This is a genomic window from Pseudoduganella lurida, assembly GCF_007830455.1.
Lineage (GTDB): Bacteria > Pseudomonadota > Gammaproteobacteria > Burkholderiales > Burkholderiaceae_D > Rugamonas > Rugamonas lurida.
The window spans coordinates 369170-389886 of sequence record NZ_VLLB01000002.1 but is presented as its reverse complement, the minus strand read 5'-3'; the positions used below and the strand labels follow the sequence as shown (position 1 = coordinate 389886).

Sequence of the window (20717 nt, the reverse complement as noted above, 5' to 3'; positions counted from 1 at the left end):
CTCATCACTAGCAGTGAAGCGCTCTCCGGCTGCGAATGGTGGGGCAGCCTCAAATCGGCTACGGTAGAGTGCGTGTCACTACGCCTGACCCCAGTGGGTGACACGAGCTGAACAGTAGGGGCGCGGGAAATTCGCCCGGGAGGAGGCAAAAAACGGTAAAATCTCCGGTTTTCCGTCGAGCCGAACCGTTGGCCGCCACCATGTCCGAAGATATCGAAGTCAATGCACCAGAAGGCGCTGCCGCCGGCACCGTCAAGTCCGGCGGTACCTCGCCAGCGCTGATCGCCCGCGAGGTCCAGCGCCGCCGCACGTTCGGCATCATCTCCCACCCGGATGCGGGCAAGACCACGCTCACGGAAAAGCTGCTGCTGTTCTCGGGCGCGATCCAGATGGCCGGTACCGTCAAGGCCCGGAAGAGCGCCCGGCACGCCACGTCCGACTGGATGGAGATCGAGAAGCAGCGCGGCATTTCGGTGGCCTCGTCGGTGATGCAGTTCGACTTCCGCGACCACATCATCAACCTGCTCGACACGCCCGGCCACCAGGACTTCTCGGAAGACACCTACCGCGTGCTGACGGCCGTCGACTCGGCCCTGATGGTGATCGATGCGGCCAAGGGTGTCGAGGCGCAGACCATCAAGCTGCTGGACGTCTGCCGCATGCGCAATACGCCGATCGTCACGTTCATGAACAAGATGGACCGCGAGACGCGCGATCCGCTGGAACTGCTCGACGAACTCGAGTCCGTGCTGAAGATCCAGTGCGCTCCAGTCACGTGGCCGATCGGCATGGGCAAGCAGTTCCGCGGCGTGTACCACCTGCTGCGCGACGAAGTGCTGCTGTTCCGCGCCGGCGACGAAAGCGCCAACCAGACCTTCGAAGTCGTCAAGGGCATCGACAATCCGAAGCTGCAGGAGATGTTCCCGCTCGAGATGGACCAGCTGAGGATGGAAGTCGAGCTGGTGAAGGGCGCCTCGCATCCGTTCGACCTGGACGAGTTCCTGGCCGGCATCCAGACCCCCGTGTTCTTCGGCTCCGCGATCAACAACTTCGGCGTGCGCGAGATCCTCTCCGCGCTGGTCGACTGGGCACCGGCGCCGCGCGAGCGCGATGCCAGCGTGCGCTCCGTGGCGCCGACCGAGCAGCCGTTCTCCGGCTTCGTGTTCAAGATCCAGGCCAATATGGATCCGGCGCACCGCGACCGCATCGCCTTCCTGCGCGTCTGCTCGGGACGGTTCGAGCGCGGCATGAAAGTGAAGCACCTGCGCCTGGGCCGCGAGGTGAAAGTGTCGTCCGTGGTGACGTTCATGGCGTCCTCGCGCGAGCAGGTGGAAGAGGCCTACGCCGGCGACATCATCGGCCTGCCGAACCACGGCAACATGCAGATCGGCGACAGCTTCTCGGAAGGCGAGATGCTGCAGTTCACCGGCATCCCGTACTTCGCGCCGGACTTCTTCCGCCAGGTGCGCATCCGCAACCCGCTGAAGATCAAGCAGCTCCACAAGGGCCTGCAGCAGCTGGGCGAAGAGGGCGCCGTGCAGGTCTTCAAGCCGGTGCAGGGCGGCGAGCTGGTGCTGGGCGCCGTGGGCGTGCTGCAGTTCGAGGTGGTGGCAAGCCGCCTGATGAACGAATACGGCGTCGACGCCGTGTTCGAAGGGACCAGCATCAGCAGCGCGCGCTGGGTGTCGTCCGACGACAAGAAGGCGCTGGTCGACTTCGAGGCGGCACTCGGCCACAATGTGGCGTATGACGCGGCCGGCAACATGGCCTACCTGGCCACCTCGGGCGTCAACCTGCGCCTGACCCAGGAGCGCTGGCCGCAGCTGACGTTCCACGCCACGCGCGAGCACGCGACCAAGCTGTCGTAAGCCATCACGGGCAGGCAAGCGGGCGGTTCCGGCAACGGACCGCCCGTTTTTTTTGGTTGACATGCTTGCCCGGTGTGTATACTGTATTAATCAAGTAATACACTAAGCGATCATGACAGACCATACTGCACAGCTGTTTTCCATTTCGGGCGGGTCGGCGACACCGATCTATCGCCAGCTCGTCGAGCAGGTGAAGCGGCTTGCCGCGGCGGGCGTGCTGGCACCGGGCGACGGCTTGCCGTCGGTGCGCGACGTGGCGCAGGAACTGGCCGTCAATCCGATGACGGTGTCGAAGGCATACGGCCTGCTGGAGATGGACGGCGTGCTGACGCGCCTCCGCGGGCAGGGCATGCAGGTGGCGCGGCGGCGCGGCCATGGCAAGGGCGAGCGCGAAGCGCTGCTGCGGCCGGCGCTGGAGAAGGCGGCGCGCGAGGCCCGCGAACTGGAACTGGACGATCGCACGATACTGGAGCTGTTTCAACTGGTGCTGAAGGAAACGACATGACCACACCCGTAGTGACGATGAAGGCAGTAGACAAGGCGTTTGGCGGCCGGCCGGTGCTGGCCAATGTGAACTGGCAGGTTGCGCCCGGCCAGGTGATCGGCCTGCTGGGCCGCAACGGCGCCGGTAAATCGACGCTGATCGAGTGCATGCTGGGACTGCGCGAGACGGACCGGGGCACTGTCGCGCTGTTCGGCGAACCCGTGGCGCGCCTGTCCGAAGCGGCGCGTGCCCGCATCGGCTACGTGCCGCAGAGATCGGACCTGTTCGAATGGCTGACGCCGGACCAGCTGCTCGCTTATTTCAAGACGCTGTACCCGCGCTGGAACGACGCCAGGGTGGCGAGCCTGCTGGCCCGCTGGGGATTCGATGCGGCGGCGCGGCGGCAGAAGATCGCCACGCTGTCCGGCGGCCAGCAGCAGCGCCTGTCGATCATCCGCGCGCTGGCACACGAGCCGGAACTGCTGGTGCTCGACGAACCGGTCGCCAGCCTCGATCCAATGGGCCGCCGCGAATTCCTGCGCGAGCTGGTGGGCGACGTGATCGGGCGCGGCACGACGGTGCTGTTTTCCACGCATATCCTGTCCGACCTGGAACGCGTGGCCGTCGACGTGGCCTTCATGAAGGAAGGGCGCATCGCGCTGCAGGCGCCACTCGACGAGCTGATGGAAGGCACGCGGCGCGTGACCGGCAATGCCGCGACGATGGCAGCGCTGGGCCTGCAAAGCGCACTGGGCCAGGTGCGGCACGACAACGGCTTCTTCAGCATCGTCACGCGCGTCACGCCGCACGACGCCGAGCGGCTCGAGGCCGCGCCCGGCGTGCGCGTGGAGGCCGTGTCGCTGGAGGATCTGTTCGAAGAGGTGACGCGATGAACGCATGGCGCATGCTGCTGGTCCAGCCCGCGCTGGAACGCCGGTTGCGCAGGGATGCCGTCGTCTCCCTGATGCTGCTGGCCACCGCACTGATCGGCGAGGGCTGGTTCGTCGCCAGTCCGGAAGCCATGCGTGCGCTGGGCTTCCTCCCGTTCGCACTGGGCCTGCTCGTCACCGTGTACTGGTGGCTGACGTTCCTGCCGCGCGCCATCCTGCAGAACACGCCCGCCAATGCCGTCCTCGTTCCCGGCTTGCGGCGCCGCCTGCTGGTCCTGGCAGCGGGACTTTGCCTGGCTGCCGGCGCCGTCAATGCCGTCATGTTCGGCATCGCGACCGGCCGGAGCGGCTTCGCGTTCGTGACCACGGTGACCGTGCTGTGGCTCATCGCGGCGTCGCTGCGAAGCGCATGGCTGCTGATGCCCATGCTACTGGCGTCATTCCTGGCCGCCTGGTATCCCGCTCCCCTGATGGCCTGGTTCGCGGGGACCGCTGAATGGACCGGCACGCTGGCCATCCTGGCGGCATGGCTGCCACTGGCGGGCGTGACGCTGCTCCTGCTGTTCCCGCGCGGCGGCGATCGCCATTTTGCCTGGCGTGCCCGCGCGGCACGTCTCGACCTGAACATGCGCAAGGGTCCTGGTGCGGCCGACGGGAGCGATGCACTCGGCAGCGTGCTGCGCCAGCCCGCGGACCTGCTCTACGGTGCGGCACTGGACGGACGATTCGGGGTGCGCGGCCGCGCGGGCCGGCTGCTGGACGGACTGGGGCCTTGCCTGCACTGGGCCCGTCCGCTGGGCCGCATCGCGTTGGGACTGTTGATCATGCTGGCGTGGGGCACCTACTCACGCATCGCAGCCGGTTTGGGGCCGTTCCTGCTCTTTGCGCTGATCCTGCCCGCGCTGACCTGCGTGAAGACGATGACCACGGGGATGAAGGAGAGCAGCGCGGAACAGGCACTGCTGCGGTTGACGCCCGCGGCGCCAGCGCCAGCTGTGCTGAACGGCGAGATCGGCGCGGCATTGCTGCGGCGCTTCGGCGTCGTCTGGGCCGGCTACCTGGCCGCGAGCGCGGTGCTGGCTGCCGTCCTGGTGGCCCCCGAAGCGCGGTGGATGATGTGGTGCTGCGGCGCCGTCATCGTGGCCGGCTGCGCGCCGCGATTGCTGCGTGACTACGCGAGGACGCCCGAGTGGACATCGTTCAGCCGCGTGTTTGCCGCAGCAGTCGTGGTACTGCCGACGCTGGCCGGGATCCTGCCGCAACTGCCGCATGCGCCGGTGTATGCCGGCGTGCTGGCGTGCCTGTTCGTAACGCTGGCGGGACTGCGCAGGCAATGGCGGTCCATGTCCGCGGCGCCGGTCGGCTGGCCGGCGGGGCGGCTGGCCGCCTGACCCGCTTCAGGGTCTATGCCACAGCGCGTCGCCAATGCTGCCGAGCCACGCAGCGAGCAGCACGATGGCGGCGATCTCGCCCGTGTCGCCTTTGTTGGTGGCATCGATGCGGGCCGCGATCGCACCGGGGTCGAGTGGAATGGTGCCGGCCAGGATGCCGGCGCTGATGTCGTTGGCGGCCGTGAAGGCGGCACCAAGCAGGAACACGAGCGCGCCTGCCGCGGGAATCAGGAACAGGCAGGCGCGCTTCGGCCGCTTCAGGACGGTCAGCTGGCCGAGGCCGGGGAACAGCAGCGCCGAGACCAGCGCTGCCCGGGTGGATGGCTTCATCAAGATCCTTGGGGTTGCGGAGCCATCATCTTAGCGCAGCCGCGTGCTGCCCCTCACTCCTCACAGATCGGGCCGATTTTCCAGGTCCGGAATGCGGCGCAGGAACGGTTGCGGGGCCGGCTCGCCGTTGAACGCGAAGACAAGCGTGAAATCCTCGCGCAAGGTGTTGATGTCGTTGATCGTCAGGTTGCGGCCATCCGTGCTGATGGCAGGTGCGCTGAGCTGGTTGTTTTCCGGCGTGATTGCCAGACCGGTGAACAGCAGGTCGGCCGGCGTTGGATCGACCAGCTGATAGTTGACGATCGTGTCCGGATCGGTCACCTGCAGCACGCCCGGATTCAGCGTCACTTCGACATAAGGCTGGCCGCTCTCCGGATCGATGGCCGGTACTGCCGTGACTTCAATGTTCTTGAACGTGATCGTCATGTTTTACCTTTCGTGGGTGGGAAAATCATCGGGATTGCAACTGCGAGCGGGCGCTGTCGGCCCGTTCCAGTATCTGGCTGGCGAGCCGCCGCAGTTCCGGGTTGTCCGGCTGTGCCTTGCTCATCTCCGTGCTCTGGCGATATAACGCCTGGATTTCTGCCAGCGTCGCCGCGGCATCGGGCTGCGTCTGTGTGCGGATCTCCCGCAGCTTCAGGCGCATCAGGTCCACCTGCCAGCGCTGGTTGCTGGGATCGCGCTGGGTCAGGTCGTCGACCAGCGCGCGGGCGCGGGCATAGGAATCCGCTGCCGCTGCGCGCTCGCCGTTTTCGAGCTGCGCATTGCCCCGATGCCAAAGCGCGTAGGCGAGCCGGCTGGTCCAGCGCAGCTCGTTGGGCGCGGCCAGCCTGAGCCCTTCGAGGAGCGTGCCTTCCTCGGCAAAATAGCGCGCCGCGTCGGCCGCCCGTCCGGAAAGGGACATCGTGTCGCCCAGCCATGACAGGCTGTTGGCCAGGCCGCCGAGATAATCGCGGTTGCCGGGGCTGGCAGCCACGGCGCGCCGGTTCAACGCCACCGCCAGTTCGAAATGCTGTGCTGCCTTGCCGTATTGTTCGCTGGCCTTGGCGACGCCGCCCAGGCTGTTGTGGGCGCTGGCCAGCTGGTTCCAGTGATCGGCGTCGTTGACGAGCGAGGCCAGGCGGGTGGCGAAACCGATCGCTTCTTCGAAGTGCTGGCCGGCCTGCACGAATGCCTTGCGATCGAAGTACAAGCGGCCCAGGTAGGCCGCGTTGTCCCCCAGGCGTTCTAGCGCTTCGGCACTCGTGGCCTGCGCCGCGTAGGGCGCCAGCATGGCGCGTCCCGCCTGCAGTGCTTCCAGCGCCTTGTCCTGATTGCCACGTGCCATCCCGACTTCGGCAATCATCTGCAATGTCGCCACGCGCTGCATGCGCGTGGTCAGGTCATCCCGCTCGCCCGCCGTCGCCAGGTACGACAGCGCCTTGCCGCTCACGCTGTCGAGCAGGTCGAGCCGGCCCAGCGGCCGCAGTTTCTCGGCGAAATCGCCCAGCATGAAGCCCAGCAGGCCCTCGGCCTCCAGCCGGTGCCGCTCGGCTTCGTGCCGCGCCGTCTGTGCCCGCACGCCCATGAACCCCGTCAGCATCGCCAGCATCACGAACGAGCCGACCACGCCCGCCACGATGCGCTGGCCCAGCTTCATGCGGCTGACGGAGCGCTGCACGAACTCGCGTGCCACCGGTGACAGCGACACCTCGCGCACCGCGAGCAGGGCGCGTGCGCCGTTGACCTGGCTGCCGGCCGGCAGCAGCAGGTCGCGCGGCCGGCCGGCACCGGCCCAGCGCTCGGCCTGGGCGTTCAGCCGGGTACGCACCTGCAGGGCGTGGCGGTGCCGCTCGATCCAGTCCGCCACGCGCGGCCAGCGGCGCAGCAGCGCCTCGTGCGCCACGCCGAACCCGGGCACCTCGGCCGTCAGTTCGCTGACGAACAGGCGCGCCTCCACCAGCGCCCGCACCAGGTCCCGTTCCGGTTCGGTGGCCAGCGCGGCCCAGGCGGGACGCCGCGCGGTGACCAGGTTCTGGTCGTCGCTCACGGCCACCAGCAGCGACAGCACCTGCGGCAGGGCAGCCTGCTGCGCCGCGGGCAGCGCGGCCACGATCTGCTCCGCGCGCACGCCCAGCGCGCCCTCGATGCCGCCCAGCTGGCGGAACACGTCGAAGCGCAGGGCGCCGTCGGCGCCGCGTTGCCGATACAGCTCGTTCAGGCAGTACTGCAGCAGCGGCAGCGCATCCGGGCTGGCGCGCGCTGCGTCGCACAGGACATCGTCGAGCCGGCTGCCGGTGGTGGCGTCGCGCTCGAACGTCAGCTGGGCGGCCTGCGCGGGCTGGCGCACCATCTGCGCGATGTCGGCACCGGTCGGCGGCGCCAGGTCGAAGTGCCCGCCGGCCGCCTTCAGGCCGGTCAGTTCCGGCAGCGCGATCAGTTCGGGATAGAAGTCGTTGCGGCAGGCCAGCAGCACCAGCAGCGTGCCGCAGCGCGCCAGCCGGTCCAGCAGCGTCACGAAGGCGGCGCGGTCGGCGTCGCTGGCATCCGGCGCACGGAAGACTGCTTCCAGCCGGTCCACGAACAGCACGATGCGCACGCGGTCCGTGGCGGCAGCCAGCTGCGCCGCCACGGCGGCGGGCGCGTCACGCAAGCGGGTGGCCAGCACCTCCGCGCTGCTGCCGTCGAACACCAGCCGGCCATCCAGTTCCGCATCCACCAGCACCGCCGCCAGTGCGCCGTGCAGACTGCCGCCGGCCAGGTCGGCACAATCCATGTGCAGGGTGCAGTCGGCGGCAACGATGGCGTCCGGCCGCTCTTCGTCCGGGGCCAGCCGGGGCAGCAGGCCGGCGCGTACCAGCGAAGTCTTGCCGGAACCGGAAGGGCCCAGCACCAGGGCCAGGGCGCAGCCGGCGGCAGCCTGCCGCAGCACGATGTCGCGCAGCCGCGCGGTGGCATCGAGGCGCCCGAAGAAGATGGTGGCGTGGCTTTCCTCGAACGGTTCCAGGCCGCGGAACGGCGAGCCCCCCGTCCAGGTGCCGGGCAGCTCGGGCGCTTCGACGACTTCGGCAATGGCACGGTAGCCGCGTTTGCGCACCGTTTCTATATAGCGTGGCTCGGTGCTGGAATCTCCCAGCGCGCGGCGCAGCTGGGCGATCGCCTTGTGCACGGGGTTGTCTCCGAGCTCGGCCGTTCCCCAGCAAGCCTGCAGCAGTTCCTCGGCCGGAATCACGGCGCCGGGGTGGCGGCACAGGTAGCGGAGCACATCCATGGCACGGGGTTCGAGCGGCGTCCGCGCGCCGAAATGGTTCAGCGCGTTGCCCGATACCTCGACCTGGTACTCCCCGAAGCGGAAACCCCCGAGTCTCATTCGTCACGACCTCAGAAAAAATTAATTCTTTGAAGATCAGGTACTTAGCCCGACGGAAGGTTCCCGGAAGGCGCGCGCGCGAGGCGCTGGCTACAGTTTGGCTTAGCTCGATAACGTCAATATTAGCATTTCCTCAGGTCAAATAAATGCCCATGCAGAATACTTTTATAAACCAAGAGGAATTTTCGCAACGTTACCTGAAGCCACTATTGGTGTTGCCTTTAGGCACCAGGTTGCGGACGTTGCCGGATTTTTCGCTGCCCCTGCCGCCCGATGCGGTGGTCGATCCGCATGGCTTCTGGGCCGAGCGCACCGGCCTGCCGGATGACGACAACGTCGATGCCGCCCGCTTCATCCACACGCCCGATGGCTGGACCTTCCGCGATCACGTGCTGATCGAATGGCAGCAGCTGGGCAGCACGTCGCACCGCCGCGTGTCGGAGCGCGACTTGCAGTTGAGCGTGACGGTGTCCGAACAGCCGGACCAGGCCGGGGTGCCGCGCCTGACCGTGGACCTGCACGCGAGCCTGATGCGCTACGAACGCGATGCGGTGGTGCAGCGGGCGCAGGACGGCCAGCCCTGCGACCTGGGCAAGGGGTGGGCGCGCGCCACGCTGCAATGGTCGCTGCGGCTGCAGTTCGTGGCCACGGCGGGCGGCCGCGCCAACGTGGTGTGCCATGCGCGCCGGCCGCCGCCCGTCACCGATGCCGGCCGTACCGGTGCCTACATCGTTTCCGATCCGCTGACGCACCTGCTGAACATGCCGCGCCTGACGCACGCATGGGAGCACGGCGATGCCGGCCTGCCCGCCGTACGCGACGGGCTGGTCAGCCGCCTGGCGGCCGCGATCGAACCCATGCTGGACGATCCCTATGAACATGTATGAGGCCGCGATGGCAAGCATGACCCTGTATGCGAATCCGCCAGGCGCGCTGCCGCTGTTTGCGGTGCGCGGCGCGAACGACCTGCCGCTGGTGTTCCGCGTCGATGGCGACGGCGGACTGCACCTGCTGCGCGGTACGCCCGGCGACGCGTGGTCCGACACGGACCTGCTGGCGGGCCTGCCCGGCTGGCGGGTCTGCTGCGCGGACGTGCGGCAGGCGCCCGGCGGCGGTATCGCCATTGCGCTCGCCCTGCGCGACGGAGCGGGCGGCAGTGCACTGCGCATGGCCACCGGCGTTCCCGCGGACCTGGACGATGCCGGCTGGCTGGCGCTGCTGGCCAGCGGCGACGGCATGCCGGCGCTGCCGGGCGACGGTCCGATCATCCGGCTGGCCTTCGGCCCGCTGCAGGCCGGCGCACCGACGCTCCTGCTGATCACCACCGCGGGAGGCGAAACGGGACAGAGTACCTGGTACTGCAACGCCGCCGCGCCGCTGCGCAGCCTGCGCCCCATGCAGCTGCCGGCGGCAGTGCAGGGCGCCAGCGCGTATGCGGTGGGCAGTTACCGCCTGCCCGGGGTGTGGGCCTTGCAGCCCGGCGGCCGGCAGGACGAATTGCGGTTCATGTCGTTTGGCGATGCGTTCGGCTGGAGCGTGAACATCGGCTATCCGAACCTGCCGGCACGCACCGCCAGCGTGCTGCTTTCGTCCGGCTCCATGCCCAATGTGCCGGACCTGTTCGCGGCCGGCGACCGCATCGTCGTCTACCGGGGCGGCAACAACATCCCCCAGCTGGTGGCGCGGGTGGCCGGGGCGCGGCTGTTGTGGACCTGCGCGAACGATGGCGGCGAATACCTGGCCTATGCGGACGCGGAGGGCGCGCTATGGATGGTGGCGCGGCCCAGCAATGGTGCCTGGCACGCCCCGTTCCTGCTGACGCGGCGGCATGCGGTGCTGGCGGCGGCGCAGAACTGCCTCTTCGCGATTTCGCGCGAGGCCGATGACCGGCTGGTGGTCAGGTGCTTCCAGGCGGACGGCACGCTCGTACGCGGCGGCCTGGTGGAGACGGTCGCTGATTGACAGGCGCTTTTTCCAGCGCCTGGGTTGCCCGCGCAATGAAAAAGCGCCGCCCGCCTTGCGGCGGACGGCGCTCGGGTACCAGCGAGAACGACTTATTCGTAAGCGCTGATCGGTGCGCAGCCACAGAACAGGTTGCGGTCGCCGTATACATTGTCGGCGCGGCCGACCGGCGGCCAGTACTTCTGCTTGCGCAGCGCCGGCACGGGGTAGGCCGCCGCTTCACGGCTGTACTTGCGCTCCCACTTGTCGGCCGTGAGGACTTCGGCGGTGTGCGGCGCGAACTTCAGCGGGTTGTCCAGCTTGTCGTATTCGCCGCTTTCCACTTTCGCGATCTCGGCGCGAATGGCGATCATCGCGTCGACGAAGCGGTCCAGCTCGGCCTTGGTTTCCGATTCGGTCGGCTCGATCATCAGCGTGCCCGGCACCGGGAAGCTCATGGTGGGCGCGTGGAAGCCGAAGTCCATCAGGCGCTTGGCCACGTCCTCGTTGCTGATGCCGGTGGCATCCGTGAGGGGACGCAGGTCCAGGATGCACTCGTGCGCGACGAGGCCATCATGGCCCGAGTACAGCACCGGGTAGTGCGGTGCCAGCCGGCGCGCCACGTAGTTGGCGTTCAGGATCGCCGTTTCGGTGGCGGCGGTCAGGCCTTCCGCGCCCATCATCGCGATGTACATCCACGAGATCGGCAGGATCGATGCCGAGCCGTAGGCCGCGGCCGACACGGCGCCGATGCCGGTGGCGGAACGCTCGTAGCCGGTGGAACGCTGGTTCGGCAGGAAGGGCGCGAGGTGCGCGCCGACGCCGATCGGGCCCACGCCCGGTCCGCCGCCGCCGTGCGGGATGCAGAAGGTTTTATGCAGGTTCAGGTGCGACACGTCGCCGCCGAACGCGCCCGGCGCGGCCACGCCGACCAGCGCATTCATGTTGGCGCCGTCGATGTACACCTGGCCGCCGTGCTGGTGCACGATCTCGCACAGTTCCTTGATGCCTTCCTCGAACACGCCGTGCGTGGACGGGTAGGTGACCATCACGCAGGCCAGGTTCTTGCTGTGCTGTTCCGCTTTCGCCTTCAGGTCGGCGATGTCCACGTTGCCGTTCTCGTCGCAGGCCGTGACGACCACCTGCATGCCGACCATGCTGGCCGATGCCGGGTTGGTGCCGTGCGCGGACGACGGGATCAGGCAGATATTGCGATGACCTTCGCCGCGCGACTGGTGGTACTTCTGGATCACCAGCAGGCCGGCGTATTCGCCCTGCGAGCCGGCGTTCGGCTGCAGCGACACGGCCGCGTAGCCCGTCACAGCGCACAGCATCTGTTCCAGCTGGTCGATCATCTCGCGGTAGCCGACCGTCTGGTCTTCCGGCGCGAACGGGTGGATGTTCGAGAACTCGGGCCACGTTACCGGGATCATCTCGCTGGTGGCGTTCAGCTTCATCGTGCAGGAGCCCAGCGGGATCATGGTGCGGTCGAGCGCGAGATCCTTGTCGGCCAGGCTGCGCAGGTAGCGCAGCATTTCCGTTTCGCTGTGGTAGCGGTTGAAGACCGGGTGCGACAGGTAGTCCGAGGTACGGGCCAGTTCGGACGGGTAGGCGTCCTTGATGGATGCGTCCAGGTCGTCGAAGTCCGGTGCGACGGGGTTGCCACCATCCGTCGTGCCGCCGGCGAACACGGTCCACAGCGCGGCCAGCGTGTCGCGGTCGGTGTTCTCGTCCAGCGAGATGCCTACGTGGTTCGCGTCGATGCGGCGCAGGTTGATGCCGTTCACATCCGCGGCGGCATGCAGCTCATCGGCCTTGTCGGTCACGACCGTCAGCGTGTCGAAGAACGTGTCGTTCGCCAGCTTGAAGCCCAGCGTGCGCAGGTTGTCGGCCAGGATGCCCGTGTAGCGGTGCACGCGCGTGGCGATCTGGCGCAGGCCCTGCGGGCCGTGGTAGACGGCGTACATCGATGCGATCACGGCCAGCAGCACCTGCGCGGTGCAGATGTTCGACGTGGCCTTTTCGCGGCGGATGTGCTGTTCGCGGGTCTGCAGCGCCAGGCGGTACGCCGTGTTGCCCTGCTGGTCGACGGTGACGCCGACCAGGCGGCCCGGCATCGAGCGCTTGTATTCGTCGCGCGTGGCCATGTAGCCGGCGTGCGGGCCGCCGAAGCCCAGCGGCACGCCGAAGCGCTGGCTGTTGCCGACGACGACATCCGCACCCCATTCGCCCGGTGGCGTGAGCAGGGTCAGGGCCAGCAGGTCGGCCGCGACGACGACCATCGCGCCGGTGGCCTTGACGGTAGCGACATCGGCGCGGTAGTCGCGCACGGCGCCGTCCACGCCCGGATACTGCAGCAGCACGCCGAAGCCATCCGTCACGCCGGCCAGTTCGGCCGGGGCGAAGGTGCGCACCTCGATGTCCAGCGGCTCGGCGCGGGTCTGGATCACTTCCAGCGTCTGCGGCAGCACGTCGCTGGCGACATAGAAGACCTTCGACTTCGACTTGCCCACGCGCTGGATCAGCGTCATCGCTTCGGCCGCCGAGGTGCCTTCATCGAGCATCGATGCATTGGCGATGCCCATGCCCGTCAGGTCGGTGATCGCCTGCTGGAAGTTCAGGATCGCTTCCAGGCGGCCCTGCGAGATCTCCGGCTGGTATGGCGTGTACGCCGTGTACCAGGCCGGGTTCTCGAAGATATTGCGCAGCACGACGCCGGGCGTGGTGGTGCCGTAGTAGCCCTGGCCGATCAGCGAGCGCATGACCTTGTTCTGCTTGGCGATGCCCTTCAGCTTCGCCAGCGCGGCCCCTTCCGGCAGCGGTGCGGTGAATTCGCCCAGGGGCAGGGTGCTGCGGTTGCGGATCTGCGGCGGCACGATCGCATCGATCAGCGCGGCGCGGGTCGGGTAGCCGAGCGTGTCGAGCATCTGTTGCTGGTCGGCGGCGTCCGGGCCGATGTGGCGGGCGATGAAGGCATCGCGCGCTTCGAGGGTGGTCAGGTCAGTACGGGTCATGGAAATCTCTGCAGGCGAACTGCTTAATCAAACTGATTCATAAACTGCTGGGCAAAAGAAAAGGCCGGCAAGCGCCGGCCCGTTGCTGCGGTCGATCAGGAGGCGGTGTTCTTGCTGTAGGCGTCGGCGTCCAGCAGGCCGTCGATGGCGGCGGCATCGGCCGGCTTCATCTTGAACAGCCACGCGTCGTACGCATTGGCATTGATCGATTCCGGCGCGCCGGCCACGGCGTCGTTCACTTCCGTCACTTCGCCCGAGACCGGGGCGTAGATGTCGGACGCGGCCTTCACGGATTCGACCACGGCGGCATCGTCACCGGCCGTGTAGCTGTTGCCGACCTTCGGCAGTTCGACGAACACGATGTCGCCCAGCGCATCCTGCGCGAATTCGGTGATGCCGACGGTGATCGTGCCGTCCGCTTCCTTGCGCACCCACTCGTGGGATTCGGTGTACTTCAGCTCTGCAGGAATATTGCTCATGTGGGCTCCAGATGGGGGTTGAATGGGGTAGGGTCAGGCAGCGAGGATTTTACCGTTACGGACGAACGGCAGCTTCACGACCGTGGCGGCCAGTTTCTTGTCGCGGATTTCCACGTGCACGGTGTCGCCCAGCTGCACGCCGTTCGGCACGCGGGCCAGGGCGATCGCCTGCTGCATCGTCGGGCTGAAGGTGCCTGAGGTGATCTCGCCCACCTCGCCATTGGCCGCGACGACTTTCTGGTGCGCGCGCAGCACGCCGCCTTTTTCGCGCAGGATCAGGCCCACGAACTGGCTGTTCTGGCCTTTGCTTTGCAACGCAGCCTTGCCGACGAAGTCGCGGTCCGACACCAGGTCGATGGTCCACGCCAGGCCCGCGTCCAGCGGGTTGACGGTGTCGTCCATGTCCTGGCCGTACAGGTTCATGCCCGCTTCCAGGCGCAGCGTGTCGCGTGCACCCAGGCCGGCCGGCTTGACGCCATTGGCAGCCAGCGCATTCCACAGCGCCTCGGCCTGCGTGGCGGCGACGCCGATTTCAAAGCCGTCCTCGCCCGTGTAGCCGGTGCGCGCGACCATCGCTTCGCCGAACGCGGTGTCCTTGACGATGGCGACATTGAACGGTTTCATGTCGGCCGTGGCGTCCTTCGCCTGCGGGATCGTTTCCCACACCTTGGCGCGCGCGTTCGGGCCCTGCACGGCGATCAGCGCCATGGCATTGTCGCCGTCGCGACGCTGGGTGATGGTGAGGCCGGCATTCCATTCCGTGTTCTTCGCCGCCATCCACGCCACGTCCTTCTCCGCCGTGCCCGCATTGACGACGAGGCGGAACCAGTCTTCCGTGAAGAAGTAGACGATCAGGTCGTCGATGACGGTGCCTTCCGGATTGAGCATGCAGGAGTACAGCGCCTTGCCGGTGACCTGCAGCTTGTCGACGTTGTTGGCCAGCAGGCGGCGGAGGAATTCACGTACATTCGCGCGCCCGTCAGTGCCGTGGATGTCGACGACGCACATGTGGGCCACGTCGAACATGCCGACGTCCGTGCGCACGGCATGGTGTTCCTCGATCTGCGAACCGTAGTTGACGGGCATGTCCCAGCCGCCGAAATCGACCATGCGGGCGCCCAGGGCGCGGTGTGCGTTGTTGAGCGGGGTGGCTTTGAGCGTCATGATTCCTCGGACTTCGATAGGGTTAACAGCACAGTCACGGATAAGCCTGCAGCACTTTTCCACGGTGTTCGTTACCCCTCTGTCCTCGGTACCTGAGAGATAGCGGATGAGCATCCGCACGCCCCTTCGGTGGGCACCGCTGCGATGGTCGCGCGTGCCGCTCTCCAGAGTTTGGGCCGCCGGTCCATCGAGGATGAACGCTGAATCTGGCCCCTGACCGGTCCATTGTGCCTGAGAGTTTTCGGGTGATGCCCCTTCGGCGGCAGCCTGCGCTGCGCTCTCCCGGTCAAGGCTAGGGACTATAAGTTAAGAATAGGGGAGTGTCAATGTGGCGGGGGGGGGGCGGATGCAGGCAGCGCGCCGAGGAATACCGAAAGCGCACAATCCACTCTAGAAATTACCCACGAGTGTGATCATGCAAGAAGCGACGTGACGCGATCCTACTCTTCTACTTCAATGCCCCGCCCGTGGCTTGTGAGCTGCCTGACGATATCATCAATGATATTTTTCGTTCTTCCAGCGGTCTCGCCTTATTGCCATCTGGGCTTCGCCAAACCTTAAGCGATCCACCGTATTATGAAGTCTGGTTGACCAGGAATACGTGTCAGTGTTTCCCCAAATATTGTTGTGGTACCATCTCCTGAGCGTAGGTAATCTGGCTAGGCGTTATGTACAGAATTCGATGGATTCCATATTATCTCCCGAAAAATATCTGCTCGATATGAGTCGCGGGGTCGATGGTTGTGGTCTCGTTGACCTTTGGGCTATTTATTAGTCGAAGCACTTCCTTTGCCTCCTACGTATTTTGAGTGGCGAGCAGGCTCTTATTAGTTATCATACTTGGCGGCTAGTGTTCTCCTCAGATAAAAGTCGTGAGCATCCCAACTGCAGCATCCCAATACAGGTCATTATTGCCGAGATTGCAGCCGTTATTGCGAACGTTCATAAAGAACTATCATGTTTTGTGCTCCGAACCTTTAGTAGCAAGCCCCGGCGCCTTTCTATAGGTCTGGTTGCTAAACTTTTGAGAAGTACCTAAATTCCCGGCCTGCTAAGCTTTGGTAATCTGTAGCTCTTTTTCCATGTTACTTCCCCAGCTAAAATGTCTGGACTGCCATCATGTAGATGCCGAGCAAGTGCTGAAAATTGGTGCACTGCATAGTCTTTATGTGTGGCAGTATCGCTTTCGATTTTCGCGAATATAAGCCGGTCTCTTCTGCACTCCAACAGAAAACCTAAAAGATCATACCCGAGCTTTTCGTCTTTTCCGAAATATGATGCGTAAATTCCATCATAATCTATGCCGAGAAAAATTTCGTAATTCTTCGACCGAAGTGTTGCAGAGTCTTCCGTAAGCAAGCTTAAATCAAGATCGTATTCGAGCTGAAGGTCGGAAAATATTTTCGCGAGAACCTCTAAAAGGTTAAAAGTTAATTTCATTTTTTCATCTCCCCATTTTCATATCGGTAACCCTCTCTTCTAAGCGTTAGGGAAGTACTGATTTAATCGCCCGGATGCTGCCACGGCGGCACCTCAAGCTGGCACAATGTTGCATCGAATTTTCTCTCTCCGATGATGAAGCAATCGAGCTTTTCTGCCGTCGAGTTCTCTGGCAAGAAGAAGCAAACGCGACGTGACCGATTCCTGGCCGAGATCGAGGCCGTGACACCATGGCCTGCGCTCGTTGCAGCACTGCTGCCGTACTACTCGAAGGGCGATGGACGAGGGCGACCACCGATCGGCTTGGAGCGGATGCTTCGTATGTATATCGCCCAGCAATGCTTTGGTTTGTCGGATGAAGGCGTTGAAGATGCCATTTACGACAGCCAATCGATTCGTGGCTTCGTTGGCATCGATCTGACGCACGAGTCGGCGCCCGATGCGACCACATTGCTCAAGTTCCGCCGACTGCTCGAGAAGCATAACTTGACACGCCGGATCTTTGACGAAATCAACGGACACCTTGCAGGCAAAGGTCTCGTGATGCGCGAGGTACCATCGTCGACGCGACGTTGATTGCGGCGCCGCCTTCGACGAAGAACAGCAACAAGGTACGTGACCCGGAGATGCACCTGTCGTAGAAGGGAAACGACTGGCACTTCGGGATGAAAGCCCATACAGGTGTAGACATGGCAACGGGTTTGGTGCACACCGTTGTGGGCACTGCCGGCAACGTCGCGGACGTAACGCAAGCACACGCGCTTCTGCACGGCGGCGAGACGATGGTCCTCGGTGACGCGGGTTACCAAGGTGTCGGCAGGCGCGAGGAAAACGTCGACAGAGTTATCATGTGGCATACCGCAATGCGCCCGAGCGTACGCAAGAACCTTAAGAAGCGTGGGGTTGATCGGCACCGGGAAAAACTGGAGCAAGCCAAGGGCAGCGTACGGGCGAAAGTCGAGCACTGTTTTCATGTTGTGAAGTGTCCGTTCAAGCATCCCAAAACCCGCTATCACGGCTTGGCTAAGAACAACGCCCAGTTATTCAAGCTGTTCGGCCTTGCCAATGTGGTGCTGGCGCGCAGATACCTCGGCAGCCAACACGCCCAAGTTGTGCCCCGAGGGTAGCAACGGAACGACAACGGCTGGAAATTCCTTTTTTTTGATTTTAGCGGTTCAGAAAACCGCCATTTCGGGCTGACTCGGCCATGACCGTCCTCGACATGAAATAGCTCGCCGTTCAGTGATTAGTTCAGTGTTTCCCTAGCGTGTCTATGCAATATAAATACCATTGCAACTCGCTGATTTGATTCTAAAGGTGATTATTTTTTCTAAGTGCACGTTCAATGTAATTGCTCAAATAACTCTTGGCGCAGCTCCTGAAGGATATCGTTCTCAGCTATTAATGGTGTGCCATTGGAATATAAAATTATGTCGGACAAACTCCCTAACCCCCCAAACATTGATAGGACCTCACTTTTTCCCGCGACAGGATCCTCAACGAGAACAAGTTTTACAACACGCACGCGGTCTGCCCAGGAGGCGCATCCGTTAGATCGTAATAGTTGCTCTATTTTGCCGAGCAATTTTTGAACTTCAAAAGTATTCATTTAAGCGGCTCCTGACTAATGACTTTAACGCCTTGTATTGTCCAAGGGCGGGGTACTACAACCTGTTGTGTTCCGCCCATATAAAAACCGCTCTGCACGCCAACCACGCCAACATAAACCTTCGTGCCAGCTGGTATCAAAATGCCAAAGGTTGTATCGAGAGGGGACTTACCCCCACCCGGCCAACTCGGCAAGACTGCCTTGTCGATTCTAGTTTGCAGTACTCCGCCCGGTTTTTCAAGACTAAAGTACTGGCCTAACGGTTGGCTGATTGTACCTGATCTGTATAGGACAATATCTCGCGACAGGATGAATTCACTATATCGTCCTCCACTGAATGTCGCCGCCATATCGTCTGGTAAAGGTCCTGGCTTTATCGCGGAAAAATTGCCTTGCTCGATCCCGAACGCGTTCGCTTGCGGTGGCCTTGTCCCTTGAACTTTAACGCCATTGGCAGAACTACGCTGGCGGTTGATCATGCCACTCGTATTTGTGTTCGGTTCGCTCTGAACTCTACTGACTGCAACCGCCCCAAGTGTGCTCATTAGTGCCGCACCAAGGGCGTTGGATACTGATACGATTTGCTCGTCGAACCCGCGCAAACGAGCAATTGCACCGGGCGTAGCGAACGGACCCAGCAGGGCCATTACGATGCTATTGGCGGTTCTCAGATGCCGGTCATTGATAGCGTCTGAAGTGATCGGAACGAAAAACTGCGTTGGTAGTGGTTCCTTCGGAAGCGGCTTGTTCCATACCGTGTAAAACGATGGCTTCTTGACTTCATCCAGGGCGACGGCTAATGCGTCACTTTTACCTTGGTCGCGTGGTTCGCAGAATGGTTGTGAAATGGTTAAGTTAATTGGCACACCAGACGCAGAGGTGACAGCGTTTTTTACGATTACACCAGGATTGTTCCCCCCATTCATGGTGCAGTGGTCCCCCTCACGAACAACTTGCTTCCCCTCGATGCGAACGCTCTTGCATCCATCCACCGGCTTCACTTCTCCAGTCACCGTTCCCGACCGAATGCCTTTGCCCGTGCCGCGTTCATCGCCGGTTCCTTTCGGCTGCTTGGTTTGGTCTAAGAGATAGGCAGGAGCGCCATTGAAATTAACAGTGCGCGCGGTGCTTGTACTATTGGAGAGATCCTGCACAGTTTGGTACGGAACTGGCACTTGGCCAGAACCTGCTGGCGTCCAGTTGATCGATGGCGCCGTGCAGATTGCCTTGAACGTCGCGTCTCTTCGGGCGCCGAGTCTATTGATGGGGGAAGACAACGCCTGAGCAGGCGGACACGCTTTCCCTAGGCGGTTTTCGGTAGCCGCCACATGCTCGGCGATGTGCCGCATCAGTTCTTTGCTGCTAAGCGAATCAGAGCGCGTGCCAATATCCGACTGGGCAGCGTCGAAGTTACCGTCGTTAGGTTCGTCCGTCATGACTTGCCTCGTCAGAGCCGATATTCAATGCAATACGCTCCTTTAGTACCCTCGACGCTGTCACTGAACATAGTTCTGCCGATGTCAGAGCCGCATCCGCAAACGGAATCGTTCTACGCCATACCAGACTGACCATCTGTTGCTCGGGCTCGATAATGATGGTGTCAATTACCATCGGTAGTATCGATCCATTGTCGTTCGCATCCCTGACTTTGAGGATCAGTCGATCAGTCGGAAGTCTGAGCCGTAGATAAGTATTGTTGCCGTCGTCGGTACGCGCGGAAGGTGTGCCAGCAGCGCAGAGGTTGGCTAGGTCGATCTCCTCTCCGCCTGTAGGATAGTCAATCTGCTGATCTGCTGGAGCCCCTTGCCACATGGCAAAGTCAAAATTTTCCGGCAGTGGAGCAGCGCTCGCGATGAAGGTGTCATCGACCGTTCCAACCAGCGTACGACGCATCGGATGGGTTTTCGGGAGGATGCCAAAGCCGGCTGGCAGGCGGAAACTGGATGCCTCGCATTCGGACTGCCGTACAAGTGCGAGCCAGCGCTGGAACTGCTTCGCTTTCAGCGGAAAATCGGGATGCTCGATAGCTGGCGCCTCGATAACCGTCGTGCGAGTGGCACGCAGATACCACTCCTGTGCAAACCCCGTGCCACAAGGATTGGGGTCGTAGGCTCTGTGTGCGATCGGCGCAGGTCGGCCAGCCGCAGCTTCCGGATGATTTGCGATCTGCTGGCCATTGAGACGGAACTTCTTAGGTACTTTTGTTCGAGCCAGCTGATCTGCCATCACTAAGCACTCGCCGCCATACGCCGATTCATAGCGAACCGGTACCGGCTTGCACTTGTCAATCTGCTTGATTCGCCAAGGACAAGGCCGAAGCAAGGTAAGCGCGCACCACTTCAGGAGGAAGAAGCCCGCTCTGATTGGAAACGCCCGTTGCAGCAATACGCGCCTGCCATGGACCGTCAACTCTTTATCGATAAGACATCTGCTCTCGTTGTTCCGCCACAGCCGCATGCGCACGGCAAAACTCTTAAGGTTCTTGTGCTCGGGTGGATGGGCAACGGCATTGACGATTACATCGCATCGTGGCTTAAACGGGGCATAGTCCGATTCATGCTCCACGCTTCCCACCAAGGAGTCATCGAACCCAGTGTCACTCGCACATAATGGCCGTTGAAGTTCCGTCGTCCTCAATTCACCACTGGCGAAGCTGAAGGTCTGTCTGGCCACCAAGACATGAAATTCCTGCCCGAACTGATCGATCGCCTGGAATGCCTGGGCAGGAAAAGACGTCTTATTGACGAAGTCCATGGCA

At 63.4% G+C, this 20717-nt stretch carries 16 protein-coding genes, 1 pseudogene and 2 riboswitches; of the genes and pseudogenes, 7 read left to right on the top strand and 10 right to left on the bottom strand.

Going from position 1 to position 20717, the window contains the following annotated elements; genetic code table 11:
* Positions 1-200: 200 nt before the first annotated feature.
* The 4 genes from IP91_RS08340 to IP91_RS08325 all read left to right on the top strand — a co-directional run bounded on the left by IP91_RS08340 (position 201) and on the right by IP91_RS08325 (position 4633).
* Entirely contained in the window at positions 201-1868 is a 1668-nt protein-coding gene (locus tag IP91_RS08340; protein ID WP_145648487.1) for a peptide chain release factor 3, read from the top strand.
* Between the two features lie 112 nt (positions 1869-1980).
* The gene (locus IP91_RS08335; RefSeq protein WP_145648486.1) at positions 1981-2373 is read left to right on the top strand and encodes a GntR family transcriptional regulator; all 393 of its coding nucleotides are present in this window, start codon (positions 1981-1983) and stop codon (positions 2371-2373) included.
* Complete coding sequence (locus tag IP91_RS08330; protein ID WP_145648485.1) at positions 2370-3245, top strand: ABC transporter ATP-binding protein; 876 nt, start codon at positions 2370-2372, stop codon at positions 3243-3245. Before IP91_RS08335 ends, IP91_RS08330 begins: the two co-directional genes overlap by 4 nt.
* Entirely contained in the window at positions 3242-4633 is a 1392-nt protein-coding gene (locus tag IP91_RS08325; protein WP_145648484.1) for a hypothetical protein, read from the top strand. The genes IP91_RS08330 and IP91_RS08325 overlap by 4 nt, the downstream gene beginning before the upstream one ends.
* A 6-nt stretch (positions 4634-4639) precedes the next feature.
* On the opposite strand, the gene IP91_RS08320 is transcribed toward IP91_RS08325, so the two are convergent.
* From IP91_RS08320 to IP91_RS08310, 3 genes are read right to left on the bottom strand one after another with little or no spacing between them, the layout of a single operon-like run.
* The gene (locus IP91_RS08320; RefSeq protein ID WP_145648483.1) at positions 4640-4963 is read right to left on the bottom strand and encodes a hypothetical protein; all 324 of its coding nucleotides are present in this window, start codon (positions 4961-4963) and stop codon (positions 4640-4642) included.
* Positions 4964-5023: 60 nt separating this feature from the next.
* A complete protein-coding gene (locus IP91_RS08315; protein WP_145648482.1) occupies positions 5024-5389 on the bottom strand; it encodes a DP-EP family protein in 366 nt (121 codons plus the stop codon).
* A 25-nt stretch (positions 5390-5414) separates the two neighbouring features.
* The gene (locus tag IP91_RS08310; RefSeq protein ID WP_145648481.1) at positions 5415-8312 is read right to left on the bottom strand and encodes an nSTAND1 domain-containing NTPase; all 2898 of its coding nucleotides are present in this window, start codon (positions 8310-8312) and stop codon (positions 5415-5417) included.
* A 242-nt stretch (positions 8313-8554) separates the two neighbouring features.
* Here IP91_RS08310 and IP91_RS08305 point away from each other — a divergent pair, with 242 nt between their 5' ends.
* Together IP91_RS08305 and IP91_RS08300 are read left to right on the top strand one after the other, a co-directional pair.
* The gene (locus IP91_RS08305) at positions 8555-9199 is read left to right on the top strand and encodes a hypothetical protein (RefSeq protein WP_145648480.1); all 645 of its coding nucleotides are present in this window, start codon (positions 8555-8557) and stop codon (positions 9197-9199) included.
* Positions 9200-9206: 7 nt separating this feature from the next.
* Entirely contained in the window at positions 9207-10274 is a 1068-nt protein-coding gene (locus IP91_RS08300) for a hypothetical protein (protein WP_145648479.1), read from the top strand.
* A gap of 92 nt (positions 10275-10366) precedes the next feature.
* On the opposite strand, the gene gcvP is transcribed toward IP91_RS08300, so the two are convergent.
* From gcvP to IP91_RS08280, 4 genes are all read right to left on the bottom strand, one after another.
* On the bottom strand, positions 10367-13267 hold the full coding sequence (gcvP, locus tag IP91_RS08295) for an aminomethyl-transferring glycine dehydrogenase (protein WP_145648478.1): 2901 nt from the start codon (positions 13265-13267) through the stop codon (positions 10367-10369).
* A gap of 95 nt (positions 13268-13362) precedes the next feature.
* Positions 13363-13746 (bottom strand): glycine cleavage system protein GcvH, encoded by a 384-nt coding sequence (gene gcvH / locus IP91_RS08290; protein ID WP_145648477.1) that lies wholly within the window; start codon positions 13744-13746, stop codon positions 13363-13365.
* Positions 13747-13779: 33 nt separating this feature from the next.
* Entirely contained in the window at positions 13780-14910 is a 1131-nt protein-coding gene (gcvT, locus tag IP91_RS08285; protein ID WP_145648476.1) for a glycine cleavage system aminomethyltransferase GcvT, read from the bottom strand.
* Between the two features lie 69 nt (positions 14911-14979).
* Positions 14980-15088: riboswitch (glycine riboswitch) on the bottom strand.
* A 30-nt stretch (positions 15089-15118) separates the two neighbouring features.
* Positions 15119-15205: riboswitch (glycine riboswitch) on the bottom strand.
* A 740-nt stretch (positions 15206-15945) separates the two neighbouring features.
* A complete protein-coding gene (locus IP91_RS08280) occupies positions 15946-16350 on the bottom strand; it encodes a hypothetical protein (protein ID WP_145648475.1) in 405 nt (134 codons plus the stop codon).
* 132 nt (positions 16351-16482) lie between these two features.
* On the opposite strand from IP91_RS08280, the pseudogene IP91_RS08275 reads away from it, so the two are divergent.
* Positions 16483-17477: pseudogene (locus IP91_RS08275) on the top strand (IS5 family transposase).
* Positions 17478-17692: 215 nt separating this feature from the next.
* On the opposite strand, the gene IP91_RS08270 reads toward IP91_RS08275, so the two are convergent.
* Genes IP91_RS08270 through IP91_RS08260 form a run of 3 tightly spaced genes read right to left on the bottom strand, consistent with a single transcriptional unit; the run spans position 17693 to position 20713 of the window.
* The gene (locus IP91_RS08270; protein ID WP_145648474.1) at positions 17693-17959 is read right to left on the bottom strand and encodes a DUF6966 domain-containing protein; all 267 of its coding nucleotides are present in this window, start codon (positions 17957-17959) and stop codon (positions 17693-17695) included.
* Complete coding sequence (locus IP91_RS26200) at positions 17956-19395, bottom strand: DUF4150 domain-containing protein (protein WP_229474137.1); 1440 nt, start codon at positions 19393-19395, stop codon at positions 17956-17958. Before IP91_RS26200 ends, IP91_RS08270 begins: the two co-directional genes overlap by 4 nt.
* Positions 19379-20713 carry a DUF2169 family type VI secretion system accessory protein gene (locus tag IP91_RS08260; protein ID WP_158643114.1) on the bottom strand — a complete coding sequence of 445 codons (1335 nt, stop codon included), beginning with the start codon at positions 20711-20713 and terminating at the stop codon, positions 19379-19381. Before IP91_RS08260 ends, IP91_RS26200 begins: the two co-directional genes overlap by 17 nt.
* Between the last annotated feature and the right edge of the window lie 4 nt (positions 20714-20717).

What these genes read in the sequence shown, in the direction of transcription:
- gcvH (WP_145648477.1), bottom strand. Translation starts at nt 13,746, where the DNA reads ATGAGCAATATTCCTGCAGAGCTGAAGTACACCGAATCCCACGAGTGG.
- IP91_RS08325 (WP_145648484.1), top strand. Translation starts at nt 3,242, where the DNA reads ATGAACGCATGGCGCATGCTGCTGGTCCAGCCCGCGCTGGAACGCCGG.
- gcvT (WP_145648476.1), bottom strand. Translation starts at nt 14,910, where the DNA reads ATGACGCTCAAAGCCACCCCGCTCAACAACGCACACCGCGCCCTGGGC.
- IP91_RS26200 (WP_229474137.1), bottom strand. Translation starts at nt 19,395, where the DNA reads ATGACGGACGAACCTAACGACGGTAACTTCGACGCTGCCCAGTCGGAT.
- IP91_RS08310 (WP_145648481.1), bottom strand. Translation starts at nt 8,312, where the DNA reads ATGAGACTCGGGGGTTTCCGCTTCGGGGAGTACCAGGTCGAGGTATCG.
- IP91_RS08320 (WP_145648483.1), bottom strand. Translation starts at nt 4,963, where the DNA reads ATGAAGCCATCCACCCGGGCAGCGCTGGTCTCGGCGCTGCTGTTCCCC.
- IP91_RS08330 (WP_145648485.1), top strand. Translation starts at nt 2,370, where the DNA reads ATGACCACACCCGTAGTGACGATGAAGGCAGTAGACAAGGCGTTTGGC.
- IP91_RS08335 (WP_145648486.1), top strand. Translation starts at nt 1,981, where the DNA reads ATGACAGACCATACTGCACAGCTGTTTTCCATTTCGGGCGGGTCGGCG.
- IP91_RS08280 (WP_145648475.1), bottom strand. Translation starts at nt 16,350, where the DNA reads ATGAAATTAACTTTTAACCTTTTAGAGGTTCTCGCGAAAATATTTTCC.
- IP91_RS08270 (WP_145648474.1), bottom strand. Translation starts at nt 17,959, where the DNA reads ATGAATACTTTTGAAGTTCAAAAATTGCTCGGCAAAATAGAGCAACTA.
- IP91_RS08315 (WP_145648482.1), bottom strand. Translation starts at nt 5,389, where the DNA reads ATGACGATCACGTTCAAGAACATTGAAGTCACGGCAGTACCGGCCATC.
- IP91_RS08340 (WP_145648487.1), top strand. Translation starts at nt 201, where the DNA reads ATGTCCGAAGATATCGAAGTCAATGCACCAGAAGGCGCTGCCGCCGGC.
- gcvP (WP_145648478.1), bottom strand. Translation starts at nt 13,267, where the DNA reads ATGACCCGTACTGACCTGACCACCCTCGAAGCGCGCGATGCCTTCATC.
- IP91_RS08300 (WP_145648479.1), top strand. Translation starts at nt 9,207, where the DNA reads ATGGCAAGCATGACCCTGTATGCGAATCCGCCAGGCGCGCTGCCGCTG.
- IP91_RS08260 (WP_158643114.1), bottom strand. Translation starts at nt 20,713, where the DNA reads ATGGACTTCGTCAATAAGACGTCTTTTCCTGCCCAGGCATTCCAGGCG.